This is a genomic window from Stutzerimonas stutzeri KOS6 (assembly GCF_000307775.2).
In the GTDB taxonomy this organism is placed as follows: domain Bacteria; phylum Pseudomonadota; class Gammaproteobacteria; order Pseudomonadales; family Pseudomonadaceae; genus Stutzerimonas; species Stutzerimonas stutzeri_B.
Window position 1 is genome coordinate 547,976 of sequence record NZ_KK020677.1, and the last position, 20,807, is coordinate 568,782.

A 20,807-nucleotide genomic window follows, 5' to 3' on the forward strand; every position below is an offset into this window, starting at 1 on the left:
AACAAACCGGGCGCACGCCGATTGCGGTTTGTTGACTTACGGCCTTCCGACCGATGCCGATGCTGGCGACTCGCCCCTTCACCGCGAGTCGCTCCCATGGCCAACGAACGCACAGAACCCCTGCAACTGAATCTCGGATCGCTGCGCAGCGCGATGTCGCTGACGCTGCACACGCACCACGCCTCGCGCATCTGGCACGGCCGTGCGCCGACCGAGGGGCGCCCCGGTATCATCGGACTCAACGGCTTCATCAGTGCGATGAACAGGATGAAGCGCGGCGCCGAGCAGGACGACCCGTACTCGGACTGGTGGATGTTGCGGATCGAGGACAAGCTCGCCGACACAAAGGCTCGCCTGCAAGAACTTCGCGAACAGGTGGACCAGGCCCTGGCCGATGTGCCAGCGGCGCTGTCCCTGGGCGAGAACATGAACGTGCAGCCGGTGAAGCTGCCGCTGTTCGTGAACGCCCAGCTCGGCTTCATGGCGGTGTATCTGCTGGCCGACTACGACGACCTGGCACGCAAACTCATCCTGGCGCACCACACGGCGCTGATCGATCGCAGCACCTTGGAGCGCTGGCTCAATGATGGTGCGCACGCGCTGCGCAGCCTGTTCTCGCTGGCCCAGCAGTACCGCTACTCGGGCACCACGCGCGACGACTTCGCGGCGAAGAACGCGGCGGCGCGAGCGGCGCTGGAGAAGTTCGGCGAGTTGCCGCAGGACGTGCTGGAAGGCACGCGCCGCTCGCGCTTCGCGCCACCCATCGCGCGGCGGTCGAACAAGCCCGGCACGCCGCCTGCTGAGCCTGCCATCGTGCCCGATGCGCAGGCTCCCACGGGTGGCGCAGCCGATGGTGCCGCGGGCGATGAGGGTGCTGGCGCATGACAGCATCGCCCCCTATCAGCCACTCCACGCGCTTCGTGGCGCTGGAACAGGCGGACTTCCAGCGGCTGGAACATGCAGGCTACCTAAAAGGCCTTTTACAGCCTTTTAAGGGTAAGGGGAGTCTGGAGACCTGGGCCAGCCAGTGCGCAGCGCTGCGCGACGACGTGATTGGCCTGGCGCAGCGGCGCGTGCTGCCCCAGGCGCGCGCCTATCCATTCAGTCTGCTCGACGTGCAACTGGCCCAGCAGGCCACTGGCGCAGGGACGACCTTCCTGCGCTGGCGCAACCTCGACCGTTCCTCCATGGGCGTGGCGTTGTGGGAGGCCCTGCTGGCCAACCCCGCGACGCCGGCCTCGCTGATCGACGAGCTGTACGCGATCGAACTGCAGCGCATCGTGCTGAACATGCAGATCAGCCTGACCCACAGCATCGCCCGCCAAGCCCTGGAATGCGCCAACAAGGCCGCGCAGGCCGAAGCGGCTTACCTGCGGCGCGTCCACGGGCATACCGCGTCCGTTCCACCCACCACCAAGGAGTCTCCATGAGCACGCACTTCGTCGGCGAGGGCAACATCGGTTCTGCGCCGGACTACCGCGAATTTCCGAACGGCAACGACGAGCCACGTCGGCTGCTTCGCCTGAACGTCTACTTCGACAATCCGATCCCGAAGAAGGACGGCGAGTACGAAGATCGCGGCGGCTTCTGGGCGCCCGTGGAGCTGTGGCACCGCGACGCCGAGCACTGGAAGACGCTATACCAGAAAGGCATGCGGGTGCTGGTCGAGGGCCGCACCGTGCGCGACGAATGGGAGGACGCCGACGAGAACGAGCGCGTGACGTTCAAGGTCGAGGCGCGGCGCGTGGGCATCCTGCCGTACCGCATCGAGTCGGTGGCGCTCAGCACCAAGCCGGCCGGCGGACAGTAATTCGCCCATCGCCGTTCCCCCGAGGGCGACTGTAGCAACCGTCATACGCCCACGATGCACCAGCGAGCTATCCCCAGGGGATAGCTCCAAGGTCGTCCACGGAGTTCCAGCCGCCCTCCCGAAACGACGCTCTTGCTGTGCCAGCTCCTACGATCTATGCACACCGCTGCGGCAACGAACCGCCTGCCGATCACAAAGCGGTGTCTGCATCAATCGACTTCCTTGCTGCCGGCATCTCCTGGCCCCGCCAAGCTGACGCCCATCCGATGAACCGCACATTTCCAAGGAGGCTTCATGCGCGTTTTCCTGTGCGAGAAGCCGTCCCAGGGCAAGGACATCGCCCGTGTGCTGGGTGCCGGTCAACGCGGCAACGGCTGCTACAGCGGCGCGGGTGTCGTCGTGACCTGGTGCATCGGTCATCTGGTGGAGGCGGTTCCGCCCGAAGGCTACGGCGAGCAATACAAGCGCTGGGCCATCGAGCAACTGCCCATTCTTCCTGAGCGTTGGCGTGTCGAGCCCAAGGCGGCGACCGCAGCGCAATTCAAGGTCGTGCAGCAGCTCGTCGCCAAGGCGGGCGAGCTGGTGATAGCGACCGACGCCGACCGCGAGGGCGAGATGATCGCCCGCGAGATCATCGACCTGTGCGGCTACCGCGGGCCGATTCAGCGCCTGTGGCTGTCGGCGCTCAACGATGCGTCGATCCGCAAAGCGCTGGGTGCGCTCAAGCCGTCCGCCGAGACGCTGCCGCTGTATTTCTCCGCACTCGCCCGATCGCGCGCCGACTGGCTGATCGGGATGAACTTGAGCCGCTTGTTCACACTGCTGGGGCGTCAGGCCGGCTATATGGGCGTGCTGTCGGTGGGGCGCGTGCAGACGCCGACGCTGAAGTTGGTCGTGGATCGTGATCGCGAGATCGCGCGATTCGTCTCCATGCCGTATTGGGCCGTGGATGTGCTGCTATCCCATGCCGGCCAATCCTTCACCGCGAGCTGGATACCGCCCGAAGGCAGCACGGATGCAGCGGGTCGCTGCCTTCAGCAGCCGGTGGCGCAGCAGGCTGCGGATCGCATTCGCGCGGCACGCGATGCGCAGGTCGTGTCGGTGGACACCGAGCGCGTGCGCGAGGCACCGCCGCTGCCATTCGATCTGGGCACCTTGCAGGAAGTGTGTTCGCGTCAGCTCGGCCTCGATGTGCAGGAGACGCTGGACATCGCGCAGGCGCTGTACGAGACGCACAAGGCGACGACCTATCCGCGCAGCGACTCGGGATATCTGCCCGAAAGCATGCTCGCGGAAGTGCTGGCGGTGCTCGATGCACTGCTCGCCACCGATCCCAGCCTGCGGCCCTTGATCGGCCAGCTCGACCGCAACCAGCGTTCGCGCGCCTGGAACGACGGCAAGGTGTCGGCTCACCACGGCATCATCCCGACGCTGGAGCCCGCCAACCTGTCGGCCATGAACGAGAAGGAACTGGCTGTCTACCGGCTGATCCGCGCCCATTACCTCGCGCAGTTCCTCCCGCACCATGAGTTCGACCGGACGGTGGCGCAGTTCTCGTGCGGCAGTCAGTCGCTGGCGGCCGTGGGCAAGCAGATCGCCGTCATCGGCTGGCGTGAGGTGCTGGCGACGCCGGGGCCGGACGATGCCGATGGCGAGGATGCGCAGCGCAGCCAGGTGCTGCCCGCCCTGCATGCGGGCCTGTCCTGCCCGGTCGGAAAGGTGGATCTCAAGGCGCTGAAGACGCTGCCGCCCAAACCCTACACGCAGGGCGAGCTGATCAAGGCCATGAAGACCGTCGCCAAGTTCGTGACCGACCCGCGCCTGAAACAGAAGCTGCGAGATACCACCGGCATCGGCACCGAGGCGACACGCGCCAACATCATCAACGGTCTGATCGGTCGCGGCTACCTGGTCAAGAAAGGCCGTGCCGTCCGCGCTTCCGATGCGGCATTCACGCTCATCGACGCGGTGCCCTCGGCCATCGCCGACCCCGGCACTACGGCGGTGTGGGAGCACGCGCTCGACATGATCGAGGCCGGCCAGATGGCGTTGGACACCTTCATCGAGAAGCAGTCCGTGTGGGTCGGTCAGCTCGTGCAGCAGTACCGCGGCGCGACGCTCTCGCTCAAGCTGCCGCCGGCGCCGGCCTGCCCGCAGTGCGGCGCGCCGATGCAGCAGCGCACGGGCAAGAGCGGCGCGTTCTGGTCCTGCTCGCGCTACCCGGACTGCAAGGGCACGCTGCCGATCGAGTCCCCGACGGGCCGGCGCAGCGCACCGCGCAAGCGGCGCGCTGCCTCCAAGGCGTCCTGATCCTCGCTTCCCCTGCCGCGCCGGCCACTTCACTGACGGCGAGGCAAACGTCCCGCACCGCGCGGGACTCCAAAGCGCGCGTCTCCTTCTGCAACGGTGTGCGCGCCCAGTCTGCCCGCCATCGGGCGACGGGGCGAGAAGGTCATTGCTCCACGAATCGCGCCCGCCGCCATTCCCTTGATCGGTGTGCCTTGCCTCGGTCACGAGGGGCTTCCTGACGCCTTGCCGCCGCGCGAGCCGTGAGGAGGCCCCTTGGGCCGAGGGTATTCCGTGCCGGTGCCCGCCGGCGGAACAACGGGCTCCCTTTGTGTGTGGATGCACGCCAGAGGTTTCCGGCCCCAGCCACGAAACGGGCCGGGTGCGATTGCTGACGCAGCGAACGGCTTTGACGACGGCCCGCGCTGACGCAGCCCACAGGTGGTTTTCCTTCCTCTCCAGCCGAAGGCCCGCATGGCCTTCGGCGCCCTGGTCCTTGCCTTGTCCCGTGACGCGGGCCTGCCCTAAAGCGGGCCGTCCGCGATTCGGTTTTCCCTGCGACGGCAGCCATGCCTCGCGCCCATCCTCACGCCATGCGTTGCTGACAGTCGTCAGCGGCATGCCCTGGCAGTCTCGGTCTTCAAGACTGCAACGCGGTTCGCCGCGTTGACCGATCCAGTCCGCTTCGCATCGCCCACCGCGGACGCTCGCCGGCCTGGCGACGATGCACTTTTCTCAACCACCCTAGGGGAACTCCATCCCCTGCGGGATGCGTGCTCCCCGACCCACCAAGGAGCACGGCATGTCTGAACCTTCCGCATCTTCCTCTGCAATCGCAGTACGCAGTAGTGCGCTGGCGCTGGCCTGGACCGGCAAGCGTTTGCCGCTACAGGTGCTGCGCAGCGCGGCCGGCCACTACATCGGCACGCAAGACGACGAAGGCCCGGTATCGCGGGAGTCCGTCGAGTATTTCCCGACCCACCTCGCAGCACAGCGCGCTCTGGATACCCATGCCTGGACACAGCGCGCTCACCCCTGATTCCCACCCTTCAAGGAGTTCTCTCATGAATCTGTCTTTACCCGAAGACGTGCTCGATCAGATGGCGCTGGAACAGGCGCACTTCGACGCTGCACCGCAGGCCTTCTTCGAGGCCTGGAAGCGCGGCGCGCAGATCGCCGGCCACGAGTGGTTCGGCGACGGCACACGCGAAGGTCTGCAGCGTGCCACCACCAAGTGGGACCTGCGGCCCAACATGCTGATGCTCAACGACGCCCTGGGCGTGCTGAGCAGCGGTCAACGCATGTTCCTGTCCGCGATGGTGAGCTTCTACAACTCCCGCGAGGGCGGCGCGATGCTCAAGCGTTGCGGCTTCGAGGGGCTGTCCGACTTCGGCGGCCTCGATCTGGAACGGCGCCAGGTCATCGCTGACCTCACGCTGCACTACAACGGCTGGTGAGCCGCGCCTGGCAACCCACCGTCCTTTCATCCCACCCCACGAGGGACATGCGTCCCCGTTCGGGGCCATGTCCCTCCTTCCTTTCGCAGGAGCGGCCATGTCCCGAATCACCATCTTCCACTGACCTGCACCGCCCGCCACCAGGGCGGCCCGACGCCGCGGCCGGCTGACCGGTTGCCACTTCATCCACTCGCTGGGGTTCAATCCCCGGCAGGGGATTGCCTCGGCCATCCTCTGCTGGAGGAATCCCATGTCTCATTCCAAAAACCCCTTCGTCCGCGGCTACGATGGCCTGTCCGTGCAGCGGCTGCTGGCGATTTCCTACGACGACGACTGCCCGCTGAGCTATCTGCCGCTGCACGTCTCGCAGTCGCACCTGCCGGACAGCGAGGTCGAGCGCCATGCCTGCGTCTTCTGCGACGACTTCGCGCTGATCACCGAGGGCCAGGACGTGCCGCCCGAGCTGGACGCGCAGTGCCCCAGCCACGGTCTCGCCCGAAACCTCGTCTACGCCGTCATGGCCGAAGAAGCCGGCCAACCGCTGCACGTCGCCGATACCTACTCCGAGGAAGCCGCGCGCGAGGTGGTGCGGCGCCTGCGCTTCGAGACCGGCTTCTACAGCCGTGCCTGGGAAATCAGTTCGGCGCACATCACCGAAGAGGCCGGCCGCTATCTGGCCAACCTGGCCGACATCGCCACGCCGAGCGGTTTTCTGTTCGTCGCCTTCCGCATCCCGTACAGCCCCGCGATCGGCGTGAAGTTGATCGCCACCCCCTGGACGGATGCGAACCTGCAGCATGTCGAGGGCATCACCGCCGAAGAGCTGCGGCAGGAGCACCGGGCCAAGGGCGTGCCGGAGTCCTTCGTGGAAGTGTTGCACCTGGCTGCGCTCGCTGACGTTCGCATGTTGGTGTTCGATGCCGACGCGCCCGTGCTGGACGGGCTGACGCTCTACGACGACGAGTAACCCGCAACCCATTCGAGCCCCACGTCGGGGCTCTTCTTTTTCGCGGAACGCGGTGCCGGCGCATTGCCGATTCCCAACGGACGGCCGCCGCCATGTGCCGCACGCTGGCCGCATGTTCGCTGGCGTTGCCGGCAGCATGCCCAGGTAGTCGAGACCTTCAAGACTGCGGCGCGGTTCGCCGTGCTGGTTGTTTCGTTCTCCGGGCGCATCCGCGTCCATCCACCTCACCCTCAAGGGACAGACCTCCCTTGCGGGCGGGAGTCCCTTGGTTGCCACAAGGAGTCTCCCCATGGATACCCAAGCCATCCGTGCACAGATGCCAACGCTTGTCGTCGGTCATGTGCCTTCCAACGTCCGTTCGTTCAAGTTCAACATCTTCGACGGCCAGCCCAAGGTTTCGACGCTGGGCTTTCACATCGACCCGAAGCCTTTCGAGGGCAAGGTCATCGCCACCACCGACGAGGCTATCGTCGTCAAGACGGGGCGAGCCGAGTTCGCGGTGCTCGATCGCACGCTCGTGACCCAAGTGCCCGACGAGGGCGCCAAGGTGCAGGTCGAACCCTATGTCAGACGCCGCTTCGACGGTCGGCGGGCGGACACGCCCGAGGAGCACACCGAGTTCACGGGCGACGGCCAGCCCTACACGGTGAAGCGGTTCGTGCTCGGGTCCGCACCGGCGAAGCTGCCGATCCCCGAGCCGCGCTGCCCCGACCTGCAGGAACTGATCGACCAACTGGAGCAGTTGCCCGCTCCCGACGGCTTCCGGCGCATCACCCACATGCTGGTGGACGCCGGTGCTCGGGACATCACCTGGGTCGATCCGCTGCCCGCCGACATCATCCGCACGCCACCGGCCATCGGCTTCACCGTCGCCACGATGAAGTTCCAGGGTCACGTCACCGTGCTGTATGAGCGTGGCCTCGACCTCTACGCGGTGGAGCTGCGCCGCGACGGCGAGCTGATTGAACGGGTCGATGAGGTGTTCTTCGACACCCTCGGCGAGACGCTGGAACGGCTGATCGACGACGGGAGCTGGCGCCGCATCCGAGTGCAGTGCCTGTTGTCGGGTCGCAAGGCTGTCCGGCACTGATCTCCCAGCAGCTTCCCGCCTTCGCGGCGGGAAGCCTCTCTTCCTGCATCCCTGGAGATCACACCCATGACTGTTCGATTCAAAGGCACGGAGCTGCGGCCCGTGCTCGCCGAAGCGGTGGCGAATCAATGCCGCGTCATCCTGGTCAAGGATCAGGGCGTGTACTTCCTGGCCGAGCGCGGCGAGCGCCGACCCGATGGTCGCCAGAAGACCATCGCCTATGCCGCCGGCTGCAACCCGGATGTCGATGCGTTCGATGACTGGTGGGAGCTGGCGCGCGCCGAGTTCGGCGGCGATGACTTTGGCGAGTTCTTCGATCCGCAGGAGGGCGTGTTTGCGCGCATCCTGCACAGCGAGGACGACCTCGACGTGTCCGCCACCACGACACACCTGTCGCTGCAGGCGGTTCCTCCGCCCAGCGGTAACTGACCGCCCATCCCTGGCCCCCGCTCCGGGGGCTTCTTTCTTCCCGGCAATGCGGACAGCCGCGAGTGCCGATTGCCGCTCGCATGCGCGCCGTCCTGGCGCCACGCTTCCGGCCATGTTCCGCTGACGTCCGTCAGCGACATGCCCAGGCAGCCACGATCTTCAAGGCTGCGATGCGGTTCCGACCGCGTTGATCACTCCAGTTCGCACCGGCATCCATGCGCGAACGGCCATCGGTTTTCGATGGCGATGCCACCAAGCTGTTCCATCAACCCACGCGGGGGTTCCACACCTTCCCCGCCTTGGGTCGGGTGTGTCTCCGCCTCTTTGTTCCCAGGAGATTCACCATGACCACTTCCAACGAAAAGTCCTACTTCGATCTGCACATCACCGGCCTCGGGTACCTCAATCGCATCCGCGAAGTGAAGCCCAAGAAAGGCGATGCGTTCCTGGCCTGCGACATCGCGGCTCTGAACGGTCCCAGCGATGACGTCTCGTATGTGCGTTTCGACACGCGCGTATCGGGTTCGGAAGCGCAGCACCTGGTGCGCCGCTGCATTCAGGCCGTCGACGCCGAGAAGAAGGTGATGATCGGCTTCCGCTTGGGCGACCTGTGGACCGACACCTTCACCTACTCCAAGGGCAAGCGTGCCGGCGAGCAGGGGGTGAGCCTCAAGGCCCGCCTGCTGTTCGTCAGTTGGATCAAGGTCGACGGCAAGCTCGTCTACAAGGCCGAACCCAAGCCGACCGAGACCGACGAGCGGGACCCGGAAGTCCCTGTGACGTCCGACGCGCCCGCCGCGCAGCAAGCCTCGGCACCGGAGCCTTCCAAGCCCCTCGCCGATGCTGCCGACGACGCTGCCGATGCCCCCGCATTGGCCGTTGCCGAGTCGTTCTGATCCGCAAGGCCCAATCCCCGGGGCCTTGTCTTCTCTTCGTCCCAGGAGACCTTCATGATCACCATCCCCGGCCAACTGGCCATCAAGACCATCCACGGCAGGAACGGCGACTTCAACGTCGGCCGCCTGGCGACCTCGATCGGCGAGTTCGTCGTGAAGAACGCCGAGCTCGATCAGTACCGCGAGGGCAAGTACGACGGTGATTTCGTCATCGTCGAGATTCGCCCCTCCACGTACAACGCCAACGGCCGCATGGTCATCGAGATCCGCGCCCATCTGGGCGGGATGACGCTGTCCAACATCGACGCCCTGAGCCGCGACGAAGCCCGCCGGCTGAGTCCGCAGGAAGTCGATCCGATCGACGAGGAAGCGCAGGCGCCCGTGCCGGCAACGCCCCCGGCCAAGCCGAAGGCGAAGCCGCGCAGTCCGCGCGATCCCCTGGTCGATACCACGCCGTTCGGCAGCGAACCGGCTCCCGTGTCCGCTGCGGCCTCGGCCGAGGCAGACGACGCGGCGCTGTTCGGTGCCTTGTGGCCCCTGGGCGAGACCGTGAAGCTCGATGCGACCGTGGATCGTCGTGTGCTGCGTCAGCAGCGAGACCGTCTCGACAAGCTGGGCTACGAGTTCGCTCCGTTGTCCCAGGACTGGCACCTCAAAGCTGCCTGATCCATCCGCCGCCTTGCGCGGCATACCGCCACCCGCCGGGGTTCTCCCCCGACGGGGAGGGCTCCGGCCTTTTCTTCAAGGAGACCCTCATGGGCTGGACCTTCGTTCGTCAGACGCGCGATCAGTTGATCCGCGAGCTGATCGCTCCGCAGGCGTCCGAACGCGCTTGCTGCGAAGTCATCGACCACACGCTGGACGGCGACGTTCTGTGGACCGTGGTTCGCGTCACCGCCAGGCAGGCGGGCGTCATGGGCCTCACGGCCGGTGAGTCCGTCTGCTACATCGGCTGCCACCTGCTGGAAAGCTCGGGCGGCGATTGGGGCTACAAGTCCCTCGATGAGTCCGTGCATCCCTACTACTACTCGTGCCCGCTGCGCTATCTCGACATGGCGCCGGTGCAAAGCCCCGAGTGGCGCGAGCGGGTTCACCGCTTCCACGCGGGCCGCGCTGTCTAGCGGAACGCATCTTCCTTCACCCAACCGGGGCGAGCATGGCCCCGCGGGCTGTGGTTGCTCCTTCATTTCCAAGAGGACATCACCATGCCTGCACCTTCTTCCGCGAAACCGCTGTACCGCATCGACGAATGCCCCGACCTCATGGCCGACGGTTGCGTCGGTGACGAGCAGGGCAATCTGGTCTTTCTCTCGATCTGGGCGCGCGACACCGCCGTTCAGGAGTTCCTCGCCCGTCTGACCCTCGGCCGGGATGAACAGGGGCTGGATCAGTTCCACGTCATCACCGAGCAGGGCGCATCCATCCCGGTCTTCGTCGGCAACGTCGAGAACCTGGAAAAGCGCATCACCCGCGCCTACCGGCGAACGCTGTTCGGTTCGCTGACGAATGTGTGGCTGTTCGATCGTCGCAGCGTGAAGCCAGACAAGGCCAACGCCAGCGCGCTGGCGCTTCTGCCCAGGGACTCCGCTCACCGGCTCGACCGGCTGTGGACGCTGGTGCAGGACACCTGCCCGCTGCCACTGCTCGACCACTGGCGCGACACCGTGCTGGAGCTGTTGCAGACACGGCGGATGCTGACCGGTCTTCCCTTGGCCCTAGGGCCACTGGAAGGCCATCGGCTGGCCCTCGATGTCCCGGCGCTGACGAAGGCGCTGGGCGAACTGATTCGCAACGGCACCCTCGGCGCCACGCAGTACGAACTGGCCGCGAACGCACCGCTTCGGCGTGTGGCGTGAGCCATCCCCACGGGCATGCGCGCCGCGCGTGCCCGCCTTCCCTCATCCATCATCAGGAGAAATCCATGGCACTCATGTTTCCGCGCCTGGCGCGCAATTTCATTCGTAACGGCTACTTCCCCACCGACGAGCCGACGCTGGAGCGGGCCTTGTCCGCACTGGCGCCGTCTCCCGGCTCCATGTCCATCCTCGATCCCTGCGCCGGCGAAGGCGTGGCGATTGCCGAAGCCGCCCACGCCCTCGGGCGCGAGCAGGTCCAGGCCTTCGTCGTCGAGTACGACGCCGAGCGTGCCCGCCACGCACGGCAACTGGTCGATCGCTGCATCCACGGTGACCTGATGGACACGCTGATCTCGCGCCAGTCCTTCGGGCTGCTGTGGCTGAACCCGCCGTATGGCGACCTGAGCAAGGACGTGAACGGCAACATCGGCTATCAGGGCCAGGGCCGTGCGCGGCTGGAAAAGCTGTTCTATCAGCGCGCGCTGCCGCTGCTGCAGTACGGCGGCGTGCTGATCTTCATCGTGCCGTCCTACGTGCTCGACCCCGAGCTGGTCGGATGGCTGACGCGCCACTTCGCCGACCTGCGCATCTACCGTGCGGTGGAAACGCAGTTCAAGCAGGTGGTGATCTTCGGTCGCAGGATTCGTCAACGCGACCAGGCGTCGGAGTCGGTCAAAGCCGTGCGCGGTCTGCTGCTGCAGATCGGACAGGGTGACGCCGAAGCCGAGGAACTGCCGCTCGAATGGCCGTTCCTGCCGTACACCGTCCCTGCCAGCCCGGCCGAGCCGGAGCACTTCTATCGCGTGACGATGGAGCCCGAGCAGTTCGCCGATGAAGTCGGCCGGCTACAAGGACTCTGGCCGGCGCTCGATACGCACCTGGGCGCCGCGCAGCAATCGCTGCGTCCGCCCGCGCGGGCCTTGTCGCACTGGCATCTCGCCCTGGCCCTGGCCGCAGGCGCGATCTCCGGCGTGGTGACGTCCAAGAGCGGGCGCGTGCTGGTCGTCAAAGGTGATACCCACAAGGAGAAGACCCTCCAGACGGAATACACCGAACGCGACGATGGCTCCGTGACCGAGACGCGCATCCTCACCGACAAGTTCGTGCCGGTCATTCGTGCATGGGACTTGACGCTGGGCTCGCCCACGTGGGGCGAAGTGCTGACCATCCGCTGATCCCTGTTCCCTGACGGTTCGCCGTCGCTTTCATCCACCCACCGGGGTCACGTTGCCCCGATGGGGTGCCGTGGCCCCTTCTTCCAGAAGGAGAAACCACCATGGCACTCGCAATCCTCAACCTCGCGTCACAAGCACGCTTTTCGCCCGGGCAGGTGGTCATGACCGCCGGCGTCGACGAGCTGGTCCGACAGGGCCGGCTCAACCCCACGCCGTACCTGCGCCGCCATCTTCATGGCGACTGGGGCGACCTGAGCGACGACGATCGGCGATTGAACGACGCTGCGCTGCAATCCGGTGAGGATCGTCTGTTTTCGTCCTACCAGGTCACGCGCGACCTGAAGCTTTGGATCATCACCGAATGGGATCGCAGCGTCACCACGCTGCTGTTGCCCAGCGAATACTGATCCGCATCCAGCGGCACCTACACGTTTCTTTGCCGCATCTTTCTTCCCACCCAGGGGCATGTCACCGCCCCGTGGGGGAGGTGCATGCCCCATTGCTCTGGAGCATCACCATGTCCCTCGATCTCGAAACCGTTCCCGAAACCGCTGTGCAGGGCGACCTGCTCGAAGCGGCCGCTTCACCCCTCACGCTCAGCCTGCAGGACTTCGTGTCCGAGTTCGGCGACGAGCTGCTCGACTCGCTCAACCGCGCCAATCCTCCGGTCTACACCGGCCAGGTGCGGGTGCATCGGCAACTGATCCTCGCCGCGCTGAAGCGCAAGCTGTTCCCGGCGCAAGCCGATGTGGTCCACACCGTCACCGAGCTGTTGGTCGATCGCGGCGAACGCGCCGCGATCGTCAATGGCGAGATGGGCTGCGGCAAGACGACGGTGGGTATTGCCACCGCCGCCGTGCTCAACGCCGAAGGCTACCGCCGCACCCTGGTGCTCTCGCCACCCCACTTGGTCTACAAGTGGCGGCGCGAAATCCAGGAGACGGTGGCCGGGGCCAAGGTCTGGGTGCTCAACGGCCCGGACACGCTGGTCAAGCTGCTGAAACTGCGTGAGCAGTTGGGCGTGCCGGCGCAGGGCCAGGAGTTCTTCGTCCTGGGCCGCGTGCGGATGCGGATGGGGTTCCACTGGAAGCCTGTCTTCGTTCGGCGGCGCACGCCTCACGGCGACGTGGGGGCCTGCCCGGCTTGCGGGCATGTCATCACCGACCTGGACGGCGAGCCTGTCAACACCATCGATCTAGAAGCGGAAGAGTCCCGCCGTAAATGCAGCCACTGCACCTCACCGCTGTGGACGCTGATCCGTCCCAGAGGTCTGTCCGCCAGCGACCAGTCCTCGACCGTGCTCAAGGCACTGAAGCGTATTCCAACCATTGGCGAAGTGACCGCGCAGAAGCTGATGCAGAAGTTCGGTGACGCCTTCCTCGCATCGATGCTCGGGGACAACATCCACGAGTTCATCAACCTGATGGATGGCAACGGCGAGCTGGTCTTCTCGGACCGGCAAGCCCATCGCATGGAACGTGCGATGGCCAACATGGAGTTCGGCTTCGGCGAGGGCGGCTACCAGCCGTCCGAGTTCATCAAGAGGCAGCTTCCCCAAGGCACGTTCGACCTGCTCATCGCCGACGAGGCACACGAGTACAAGAACGGCGGCTCCGCACAGGGCCAGGCCATGGGGGTGTTGGCGGCCAAGGCACGCAAGACGCTATTGCTCACCGGCACGCTGATGGGCGGTTACGGCGACGACCTGTTCCACCTGCTGTTCCGAGCCCTGCCGGGGCGGATGATCGAAGACGGCTACCGCCCGACGAAGAGCGGCAGCATGACCTCGGCCGCGATGGCGTTCATGCGCGATCACGGTGTCTTGAAGGACATCTACTCCGAGAGCACCGGCACGGCGCACAAGACGGCCAAGGGCACCAAGGTATCGGTGCGCACGGTCAAGGCGCCGGGCTTCGGTCCGAAGGGCGTACTGCGTTGCGTCCTGCCGTTCACCGTCTTCCTCAAGTTGAAGGACATCTGTGGCAATGTGCTGCCGCCCTACGACGAGGAGTTCCGCGAGGTCGCGATGGACACGGCGCAGGCCGCGGCCTACCGCGATCTGGCCGGTCGGCTGACCCAGGAGCTGAAGCAGGCCCTGGCGAAGCGCGACACGACGCTGCTCGGTGTGGTCCTCAACGTGCTGCTGGCCTGGCCGGACTGCTGCTTCCGGTCGGAAACCGTGGTGCATCCGCGCACGCGCAATACTTTGGCGTTCGTCCCCGCTCAGTTCAACGAGCTGGAGGTGATGCCCAAGGAACGCGAGCTGATCGAGATCTGCAAGCAGGAGAAGGCAGAAGGGCGCAAGACCCTGGTCTATTCGGTCTACACCGGCACGCGCGACACCACGTCGCGTTTGAAGGTGCTGCTGGAGCAGGAAGGCCTCAAGGTGGCGGTACTGCGCGCGAGCGTGGATGCCTCCCGCCGGGAAGATTGGATCGCCGAGCAGTTGGACCGCGGCATCGACGTGCTCATCACCAATCCCGAGCTGGTGAAAACCGGCCTGGACCTGTTGGAGTTCCCGACCATCGTGTTCCTCCAGTCGGGCTACAACGTGTATTCGTTGCAGCAGGCCGCCCGGCGCTCCTGGCGCATCGGCCAGAAGCAGCCGGTGCGCGTGATCTACCTGGGCTACGCCAACTCCTCGCAGATGACCTGCCTGGGGCTGATGGCCAAGAAGATTATGGTGTCGCAAAGCACGTCGGGAGACGTACCCGAATCCGGGTTGGATGTGCTCAATCAGGACGGCGATTCGGTGGAGGTGGCACTGGCCCGGCAGTTGGTGCATTGAGCGGTGCTGGACTTGGCGGCCCCTTCGGGGGCCGCTTTTCTTGTCAGGGTTCCTTTGGTGTTCTCACGGCGTACCGTCTTTGCCGCAGGGCAATAATAGTAGGTGCACACGGCGCAGATTTCTAAGCAATATGAACCCGCCGCGAGTGACCGTGAGCGCCAACCCATTATTCAGATTGAGACATCATTGAGCCGATTAACCGCATGTTACGCTCAAGCTCTGCCGTCGATTGATACTCGATCAGCTGAGTTCGTTCGGCGTCTTCTTCGACCGTCAGTCCACTCTGCGCTTGCTTGCGGTTCAGTATCGCCAGACGAAGGCCTCGGTGAACGGGCGTACTTGTGTCGCGAAGCCGACTCCAGAGTCCTTCAGCGGCTTCGACCTCACCAAATCGGATTTCGTATTTGCACCGTAGCCCAACCTGAGCGTCGTGGTTGATGGCACCAAATCGTTTCTGAAGTCGCCCGAGCGTGGTCAAAGCGCCTTCGCACTCTCCTGCCTCGATCTCGCAGTTCGCTAAATTGGCGAGAACCTCAAAGGGAGGGTGGGCTATCTTTTGGTCAGCGATACGGGCGAAGCGTAGTGCATCCTCAGGGCTCCCGTTTGCTTGTTCGAAGGTGGAGCGGCGATGCTCAGCGAATCCACTTGAATCAATGCGGTCAAGGATCTCAAGGGCGCGCTCAGCAGTAGGGAGATCGCCAAGCCTAAGCGCAATCGTGCATTTCAAATCAACTACATATGGGTTATGCGGAGACTGCTGCTCGGCCTGACGAATATACTCTTCGGCGGCTGGAAGATCCCCCGTTTCAAAAAAGCAGCTTGCCAGTTCCCGGTGGATGGCGACGCCTCGGCGGCCATTGGCGAGACTCTTCTTGTAAGCCTCGATCGCTTCAGGATACTCTCGCTTCCGTCGCGCGGCGAAGCCCCGCACGTAGTACGCCTCCTTAAGTTCACCGAGGCGAAGCAGCTCGCTGATATGCTGCTCTGCTTCATCATATCGCTCTTTCCGAATGAGAGCTTGCGCGACATAGCGTCGTACATCAACGCTATCGGGCCGCACGTCCAAGGCAGACGAACCGTACTTGATAGCGAGGTCGTAGTCTTGATCGTGATAGCTCCTAGTTGCTACGTTGATCAGATCTGCGGCAAATCCAATCGCGAATCGAGAGTCAGCCTGGCTTCCTGCAAGGAGGTTGGCTCGGAAAATCGTTTGCCCGAGATCAAGTCGTGCGTCATCGTCAGGCTCATCTGCCAGGTACGCTTCAAGAAGCTCGGCCACTTTCCTGGTATCGACGCGAAGTCCGCCAAATGCTCTGTATGCTGCATCACGGATGGGCTCTGAGATGCGATAGTGCATTCCGGCAGGCATAACAAACGCGAGGTCAAGTAAGAAGTTCAGATCATCGCTTGTATCGTGTGACGTTTGCGCGCAGTACGCCACAATGACCTGAAGTGGGAGAGGGCTGAAGCTTGATAGGATCTGCAGGATCGTCTGCATGCTCGGTGTTAGCGATCTGTTCTCCCTTAAGTGCCGGAGAAACTGTTCGGCATTAAAATTCACCAATGCACGTTGATCAGTTACGACTTGCGAGATTCCGCGAAGCCGAGCCTCATCAAGAATAAATCGTACAGCGGGAGGATAGCCACGAGCGTAGGTTGCGATTGCCGTAAGCGCGGTTCGATCGAATACCAAGCCGACGTCGCGTCCGGCGATACGCAACAGATTCTGCGTTGATGTTTGATCAAGTTCGGGGACGCGCACGGACGGGCACGGGTTTTCGGCAGGTCGATACAGCCTCCTGCTTGAAACGATCATGGCGTCAGTATCCCGATCAGACGAAATCGCGTTGTACAGCGCATCGAACTCGGGTCTCATCACGCCATTCTCGGCGGCTAGGGCGCCTTCGTCGACAAATATCGGCAACGTCCCCGCTTGGCAGGCCTGACGCAACAGAGAGGTTATCTCGTCGACCAAGTTCTCCTTCGCTTTTTGCTCTTGCTGCTTCAGAAAAGCCACCAAGTCGGAGATACCCCCTGGTGAAATCGCTTCGGCGACGCGGATCGATGTCTCAGGCAAGAGATCGCCCGCGTGGAGGTTAATTGGCAATATTGAGGCAAAGGATAGGTTGTCGCGTGCAATCGCTTGGACAAGCGAGCGTCTGCCGATACCCTTTAGGCCGTAAACGATTAGAGGCGGGCGGAAATTGGGATCTGTGAAGCCTGATATGGTTTCGAGCGATTGCTCGATCTCAGCCCTACGTCCGACAAAGTATCTCGGAATGCGCTCTCCAAGACGTTGACTGATGATACGCCGGATGTCGGTGGCGATCAGACCCGGCGATGCCTCTTTCCTGATGAGCGTTGCCCGCATCCATTCAGGAAGGTCGTCGTGGGTTAGCTCCTGATCAACGATATAGGTTGTCACCTTACTGAGTGCATTCTTGATGAGCGCTTCGGAAGCGAGTTCTATTTCTAATTTAACCCAATCTCGTTGGAGCGAGGCCCGGCTTGCAAACAGAATAAATACATCTGATCGATCGATGCCTTTGATGATGGCATCACGGAATTCATCGCCAACCGAAAACTCGAACTCGTCGTAAATGACGGCTGCGCGCCCGAGATTGCGCGCAACTTCTCTCACTATATGTTTGTCAACATGTCCGTGAGATAGAAAGGCTCTTGGGAACTTTGTCATTTTTTAATCTTAGTATATTTGGCTGCATGGCGGACGCTATTCGAAGCGCAAACCAAACAACCCTCCAGTATCGGTCGCATCAGTCAGCTTCGTGTCCATGACATGAGCGCGAATATCGAAGCCCGGCTTGAACCCCTCACGTGGCAGCACGTCCGAGTTCATCGTGACGATGTATTGAAAACCAGCCGCCTCCGCCCGTTCAGCACCAAGTTGCAATGCCTTTGCGATCTGACGCTCATCGACGCCGTCGAACAGATGACTGTCGTGAATCAGGAAGCCGGGGCCGCGCCCATTCTTCAAACTGATCTCAGTCAACATGAGATCGAAGCAGAAAATCTGCATGTTGGTGATGCCCTTGCTTCGCTGTCCATCGATATGGACCTCGAATTGCGGACCACCTCCAGTTTCGGAAATCGTCAGGCTACCGGCCTTTTCGTACAGGGATTCCGATAGCGACTCAAACGCAAGGATCGCTTCGCGGGTGATGTCGCTACGTTCATGGATGTCGTCGCGGAGCGCCTTGGTCAGATTGGCTCGCTTGATATCGAGTTCGGCCTTTGTGCTTTCTATCCGCTCGGCGGTTTCAAGCCGTTGGCGCAATCCTTCGACCTCGGCCTCGGCCCTTCCGGCTTCCTCACGCAAGGACACATAATGCTCAAGTGCCCCGCCGGAGCGCAGGACTCCCATGATCTGCCGGCGCCGACGGTCGCGCTCGGAGATCCTCTGATCCCGCTCGACAACCCGTGCCTCTGCCGAGGCGATCTCGGCATTCAAATGCGCGCGCCGGTTTTCGATGATGGCCCGATGGAAGAGTTCGACCTCATCAAAACGCCGCCGTACCATATCGGGCAGGACGACACCGGCTTCGGCATAGAGCTTCGTTACATCACCCAGATCCGGCGCGTCTTCGTCGGCCAACGATGCTCGAAGCTGTTGCAGGAGATTGCCATCGATCACGTTCTCTACGTTCAGGCTGTCGATCTCGCGCGTGATCTCATTGGCTTCCTGCTCAAGTGCCTTGTATTCAGGCACAACCTCAAACGTTTCGAGCTGGCTGCGGAGTCGTTTGGCGTGGGCCTCGGCGATAGTTAGCCGTGTCCGAAGATCGGCGGCCTTACCGAAGAAGCGGCCGAGGTCGCCGCTGCGGGCAGCCTTCCGTAATTCCTGCGCGACCTTTTCCTGCGCCCTCAGTTCCTGGAACCGGCCAGGAATGCTCCAATCGAGACCGAGCAAATAGCAGATCGAGACCTGCTGGTCCCAGCTTTGCTGCATCGTCGAATGCTGCATCGGCTGCTGGAAACCGCCGCCATTTTGCCGCCTGACAAAGTAGGAGAAGAGCGAACGGAACGACGGCTGGAAGCGCTCGACCTCATCGCCGGCCGAGATGGGCAAGCCAAACCAGAGATGCCCGAGATTGGCCTTCCAATTTTCGTTGGATAGCTCGAACAATCCGGCGCGCTGATCAAATTGCGGCGCGATCGGCCACGATTCCACAGCCCCGTTGACGAGGATGCGGCTAGGCTTGGTGCCACTGCGGGCGGCCGATACGGTCTCGCCGGCGATGTCGACGGTGACGTCGAAGGTCCAAGGTGCCAGCGCCTCCGAGCGGAAAATGTTCTCCTTGCGCACATCGGCTCCGAACAGGAAATGCACCAGTTCGATAAAGCTGGTCTTACCTGCACCGTTTCTCGACTGTCGGTCGTTCGCACCTTCGCTCTTGTCGGCGAGCAGGACGTTCAAGCCGGGCTTTAAGTTCAGCGCCTTGAAGGAAGCGAGATCGCTTCCAAAGCGTCGGATCATGGCCGAGTCCTCCGCACCAAGCCGCGATCGAACTCAAGCGCGCCGATCATGTAGAGCAGGTCCAGCGACAGGACGAACCACTGGTAATCAATTGGGGCATTGGGCGCGTGCAGGGAGCGACGGCCACGCACCTCGTCCCATAGCCGCGACATAGTCAGCGGCCGCTTAAGGATGTCGAGGACTTCTGCACCGACGCCAATGAGTGCGCGGTCGGAACGAACATGCTTCGTCGGCAGAATCATGACGCCTCCACGGAAGCAATCGGGTCTTCGAAGATGTCGCAGCTATCGAAGAAATAGGCGAGAACCGCTAGAGCTGCGCCCTGACGCTTGGGCTCGCCATTGAATCCGGCATAGTCCTGAAGATGCCTGAAGATCGTGTCGGCCGGCAGGTCGAGCGCCTTCAACTCCGCATAACGCAGACGGAAGGCTTCGGCGATGCGCTCACCGAGATCGGGGCGCGGGCTCTTGCGGAAGAAGGCATCGGCGAGAGCAGATTTGCGACGACCAATTCGCAGAAAGAGACCGGACTCATCCGAGAGCGCATTCTTCTCCAGCTTCTCTGACGAGGGCGGTGTCAGGGGTGGATCACCCGGATTAGGTTCCTGCCGTTGAAGCGCCTCGATAATTGGCACCAGATCAGACATGACAAGCCGGTCCACAATGGCGATTGAGGCGGCGGGGCCAAAGAGGGCCTGAAGGGCAGACAGATCAAGGCCCATGGCGAGCGTGAGCAGTTCTGGCTCGGACCAAGTCGCGATCTTGAGCGGCGCGTAGGCATTGCGAAGGCCATCGAGATGCTGAACGGCGTTAGGCGGCAGGCCACGGCCATCATTGTGGACGAGCACCCATTCCTGCATGTTGTCGGCCCAATGCACGCGGGCGCCATGGAAATCCTCATTGATCTTCGCGATAAGCTCGGTTTCCTTCATCGCCTCAGGCGCATAGCACTGGAACACCGAGCCCGTGCTAATCCGAAGTCCATCGCATTTCAGATCCCCATAAAGACCATAGGGGCGAACCTCCTCGAAATCGGGGCCGAAGGCGTAGCCCGCCAGACGCACGAACCAGTCCTGAAAAGCGGTACCCTTCTGGGTATGGAACGCCAAACGGAACCGATCGACGTAGATGGATCGCTGCAGTTCATCCATGGCGCCGCCTTGGCGACGATTCGTCATTTTTTCTCCGGGTCGACAGCTTTGCCGCCATGACAGCCGAAACTGTACCGAGATGATGGATGCGCAGCACCGGCCGTTCTGGCAGCTTGACAGTCAATTCCAGCTCCCCCCCGATGGCTTCGACATAGCTGCGTAACGTCGAGAGATACATGTCGGTTTGCTTCTCGATCTTGGATACCGATGGTTGTTTGATGTTCAGAGCAGATGCGATGTCGGCTTGCCCCTTGCCGGCGAGTTGCCGCAACTCTCGCAAACCTTCGACCTCGTGCGAAACCATAGGCTTGGGCGGCTCGTTCGGATCGCCTGATCCGCGGTTACGAGTAAAAGCCATCAAATTTCCCCATATTCAGAATCGAGGTACCAGCGATACAGAACCGCCAC

The 20,807-nt window shown here is 63.1% G+C and carries 21 protein-coding genes; 16 read left to right on the plus strand and 5 right to left on the minus strand.

From position 1 onward, the window contains the following. The first annotated feature begins 96 nt into the window (after positions 1-96). The 16 genes from B597_RS42905 (at position 97) to B597_RS42980 (ending at position 14,754) form a co-directional block, all read left to right on the plus strand. Positions 97-885: a PFL_4669 family integrating conjugative element protein gene (locus tag B597_RS42905; protein WP_003294155.1), complete on the plus strand. Its 789-nt coding sequence runs from the start codon at positions 97-99 to the stop codon at positions 883-885. Beyond that, positions 882-1,430 carry a DUF3158 family protein gene (locus B597_RS42910; protein WP_004362273.1) on the plus strand — a complete coding sequence of 183 codons (549 nt, stop codon included), beginning with the start codon at positions 882-884 and terminating at the stop codon, positions 1,428-1,430. Before B597_RS42905 ends, B597_RS42910 begins: the two co-directional genes overlap by 4 nt. Then, a complete protein-coding gene (locus B597_RS42915) occupies positions 1,427-1,810 on the plus strand; it encodes a single-stranded DNA-binding protein (RefSeq protein ID WP_003141056.1) in 384 nt (127 codons plus the stop codon). Before B597_RS42910 ends, B597_RS42915 begins: the two co-directional genes overlap by 4 nt. A 294-nt stretch (positions 1,811-2,104) precedes the next feature. Next, positions 2,105-4,120: a DNA topoisomerase III gene (locus tag B597_RS42920; protein WP_003294153.1), complete on the plus strand. Its 2,016-nt coding sequence runs from the start codon at positions 2,105-2,107 to the stop codon at positions 4,118-4,120. A 778-nt stretch (positions 4,121-4,898) separates the two neighbouring features. After that, positions 4,899-5,135, plus strand: coding sequence for a hypothetical protein (locus tag B597_RS42925; protein WP_003294151.1), 237 nt, complete (start codon positions 4,899-4,901; stop codon positions 5,133-5,135). Positions 5,136-5,160: 25 nt separating this feature from the next. Further along, complete coding sequence (locus tag B597_RS42930; protein ID WP_003141051.1) at positions 5,161-5,553, plus strand: hypothetical protein; 393 nt, start codon at positions 5,161-5,163, stop codon at positions 5,551-5,553. Between the two features lie 250 nt (positions 5,554-5,803). After that, positions 5,804-6,520, plus strand: coding sequence for a DUF5983 family protein (locus tag B597_RS42935; protein WP_003294150.1), 717 nt, complete (start codon positions 5,804-5,806; stop codon positions 6,518-6,520). Positions 6,521-6,809: 289 nt separating this feature from the next. Then, complete coding sequence (locus tag B597_RS42940) at positions 6,810-7,610, plus strand: hypothetical protein (protein WP_003294149.1); 801 nt, start codon at positions 6,810-6,812, stop codon at positions 7,608-7,610. 66 nt (positions 7,611-7,676) lie between these two features. Then, positions 7,677-8,039, plus strand: coding sequence for a DUF3085 domain-containing protein (locus B597_RS42945; RefSeq protein WP_003294147.1), 363 nt, complete (start codon positions 7,677-7,679; stop codon positions 8,037-8,039). Positions 8,040-8,383: 344 nt separating this feature from the next. Beyond that, positions 8,384-8,935 (plus strand): STY4534 family ICE replication protein, encoded by a 552-nt coding sequence (locus B597_RS42950; protein ID WP_024162449.1) that lies wholly within the window; start codon positions 8,384-8,386, stop codon positions 8,933-8,935. A 54-nt stretch (positions 8,936-8,989) separates the two neighbouring features. After that, a complete protein-coding gene (locus B597_RS42955) occupies positions 8,990-9,601 on the plus strand; it encodes a DUF3275 family protein (RefSeq protein ID WP_003294141.1) in 612 nt (203 codons plus the stop codon). Between the two features lie 89 nt (positions 9,602-9,690). Beyond that, positions 9,691-10,056 carry a hypothetical protein gene (locus B597_RS42960; RefSeq protein WP_003294139.1) on the plus strand — a complete coding sequence of 122 codons (366 nt, stop codon included), beginning with the start codon at positions 9,691-9,693 and terminating at the stop codon, positions 10,054-10,056. Between the two features lie 84 nt (positions 10,057-10,140). After that, a complete protein-coding gene (locus B597_RS42965) occupies positions 10,141-10,791 on the plus strand; it encodes a hypothetical protein (RefSeq protein WP_003294137.1) in 651 nt (216 codons plus the stop codon). A gap of 65 nt (positions 10,792-10,856) precedes the next feature. Further along, a complete protein-coding gene (locus B597_RS42970; RefSeq protein ID WP_003294135.1) occupies positions 10,857-11,966 on the plus strand; it encodes a DUF6094 domain-containing protein in 1,110 nt (369 codons plus the stop codon). 101 nt (positions 11,967-12,067) lie between these two features. Next, positions 12,068-12,373: a hypothetical protein gene (locus B597_RS42975; RefSeq protein ID WP_003294134.1), complete on the plus strand. Its 306-nt coding sequence runs from the start codon at positions 12,068-12,070 to the stop codon at positions 12,371-12,373. Positions 12,374-12,483: 110 nt separating this feature from the next. Beyond that, the gene (locus B597_RS42980) at positions 12,484-14,754 is read left to right on the plus strand and encodes a helicase-related protein (RefSeq protein ID WP_003294133.1); all 2,271 of its coding nucleotides are present in this window, start codon (positions 12,484-12,486) and stop codon (positions 14,752-14,754) included. Between the two features lie 166 nt (positions 14,755-14,920). Here B597_RS42980 and B597_RS42985 read toward each other — a convergent pair whose 3' ends face one another. Genes B597_RS42985 through B597_RS43005 form a run of 5 tightly spaced genes read right to left on the minus strand, consistent with a single transcriptional unit; the run spans position 14,921 to position 20,757 of the window. Then, positions 14,921-17,449 carry a toll/interleukin-1 receptor domain-containing protein gene (locus B597_RS42985; RefSeq protein WP_011805432.1) on the minus strand — a complete coding sequence of 843 codons (2,529 nt, stop codon included), beginning with the start codon at positions 17,447-17,449 and terminating at the stop codon, positions 14,921-14,923. 36 nt (positions 17,450-17,485) lie between these two features. Next, positions 17,486-19,249: an ABC-three component system protein gene (locus B597_RS42990; protein WP_003294130.1), complete on the minus strand. Its 1,764-nt coding sequence runs from the start codon at positions 19,247-19,249 to the stop codon at positions 17,486-17,488. Further along, on the minus strand, positions 19,246-19,491 hold the full coding sequence (locus B597_RS42995) for an ABC-three component system middle component 6 (RefSeq protein WP_003294127.1): 246 nt from the start codon (positions 19,489-19,491) through the stop codon (positions 19,246-19,248). The genes B597_RS42990 and B597_RS42995 overlap by 4 nt, the downstream gene beginning before the upstream one ends. Beyond that, on the minus strand, positions 19,488-20,399 hold the full coding sequence (locus B597_RS43000; protein ID WP_011805431.1) for an ABC-three component system protein: 912 nt from the start codon (positions 20,397-20,399) through the stop codon (positions 19,488-19,490). Before B597_RS43000 ends, B597_RS42995 begins: the two co-directional genes overlap by 4 nt. Then, a complete protein-coding gene (locus B597_RS43005) occupies positions 20,392-20,757 on the minus strand; it encodes an XRE family transcriptional regulator (RefSeq protein ID WP_023124346.1) in 366 nt (121 codons plus the stop codon). The genes B597_RS43000 and B597_RS43005 overlap by 8 nt, the downstream gene beginning before the upstream one ends. Between the last annotated feature and the right edge of the window lie 50 nt (positions 20,758-20,807).

Excerpts from the sequence above, each read along its gene's own strand:
- B597_RS43000 (WP_011805431.1), bottom strand. The coding sequence starts at position 20,399 with ATGGATGAACTGCAGCGATCCATCTACGTCGATCGGTTCCGTTTGGCG.
- B597_RS43005 (WP_023124346.1), bottom strand. The coding sequence starts at position 20,757 with ATGGCTTTTACTCGTAACCGCGGATCAGGCGATCCGAACGAGCCGCCC.
- B597_RS42930 (WP_003141051.1), top strand. The coding sequence starts at position 5,161 with ATGAATCTGTCTTTACCCGAAGACGTGCTCGATCAGATGGCGCTGGAA.
- B597_RS42935 (WP_003294150.1), top strand. The coding sequence starts at position 5,804 with ATGTCTCATTCCAAAAACCCCTTCGTCCGCGGCTACGATGGCCTGTCC.
- B597_RS42990 (WP_003294130.1), bottom strand. The coding sequence starts at position 19,249 with ATGATCCGACGCTTTGGAAGCGATCTCGCTTCCTTCAAGGCGCTGAAC.
- B597_RS42985 (WP_011805432.1), bottom strand. The coding sequence starts at position 17,449 with ATGACAAAGTTCCCAAGAGCCTTTCTATCTCACGGACATGTTGACAAA.
- B597_RS42915 (WP_003141056.1), top strand. The coding sequence starts at position 1,427 with ATGAGCACGCACTTCGTCGGCGAGGGCAACATCGGTTCTGCGCCGGAC.
- B597_RS42905 (WP_003294155.1), top strand. The coding sequence starts at position 97 with ATGGCCAACGAACGCACAGAACCCCTGCAACTGAATCTCGGATCGCTG.
- B597_RS42950 (WP_024162449.1), top strand. The coding sequence starts at position 8,384 with ATGACCACTTCCAACGAAAAGTCCTACTTCGATCTGCACATCACCGGC.
- B597_RS42995 (WP_003294127.1), bottom strand. The coding sequence starts at position 19,491 with ATGATTCTGCCGACGAAGCATGTTCGTTCCGACCGCGCACTCATTGGC.
- B597_RS42945 (WP_003294147.1), top strand. The coding sequence starts at position 7,677 with ATGACTGTTCGATTCAAAGGCACGGAGCTGCGGCCCGTGCTCGCCGAA.
- B597_RS42910 (WP_004362273.1), top strand. The coding sequence starts at position 882 with ATGACAGCATCGCCCCCTATCAGCCACTCCACGCGCTTCGTGGCGCTG.
- B597_RS42960 (WP_003294139.1), top strand. The coding sequence starts at position 9,691 with ATGGGCTGGACCTTCGTTCGTCAGACGCGCGATCAGTTGATCCGCGAG.
- B597_RS42980 (WP_003294133.1), top strand. The coding sequence starts at position 12,484 with ATGTCCCTCGATCTCGAAACCGTTCCCGAAACCGCTGTGCAGGGCGAC.
- B597_RS42940 (WP_003294149.1), top strand. The coding sequence starts at position 6,810 with ATGGATACCCAAGCCATCCGTGCACAGATGCCAACGCTTGTCGTCGGT.
- B597_RS42965 (WP_003294137.1), top strand. The coding sequence starts at position 10,141 with ATGCCTGCACCTTCTTCCGCGAAACCGCTGTACCGCATCGACGAATGC.
- B597_RS42925 (WP_003294151.1), top strand. The coding sequence starts at position 4,899 with ATGTCTGAACCTTCCGCATCTTCCTCTGCAATCGCAGTACGCAGTAGT.
- B597_RS42975 (WP_003294134.1), top strand. The coding sequence starts at position 12,068 with ATGGCACTCGCAATCCTCAACCTCGCGTCACAAGCACGCTTTTCGCCC.
- B597_RS42955 (WP_003294141.1), top strand. The coding sequence starts at position 8,990 with ATGATCACCATCCCCGGCCAACTGGCCATCAAGACCATCCACGGCAGG.
- B597_RS42920 (WP_003294153.1), top strand. The coding sequence starts at position 2,105 with ATGCGCGTTTTCCTGTGCGAGAAGCCGTCCCAGGGCAAGGACATCGCC.
- B597_RS42970 (WP_003294135.1), top strand. The coding sequence starts at position 10,857 with ATGGCACTCATGTTTCCGCGCCTGGCGCGCAATTTCATTCGTAACGGC.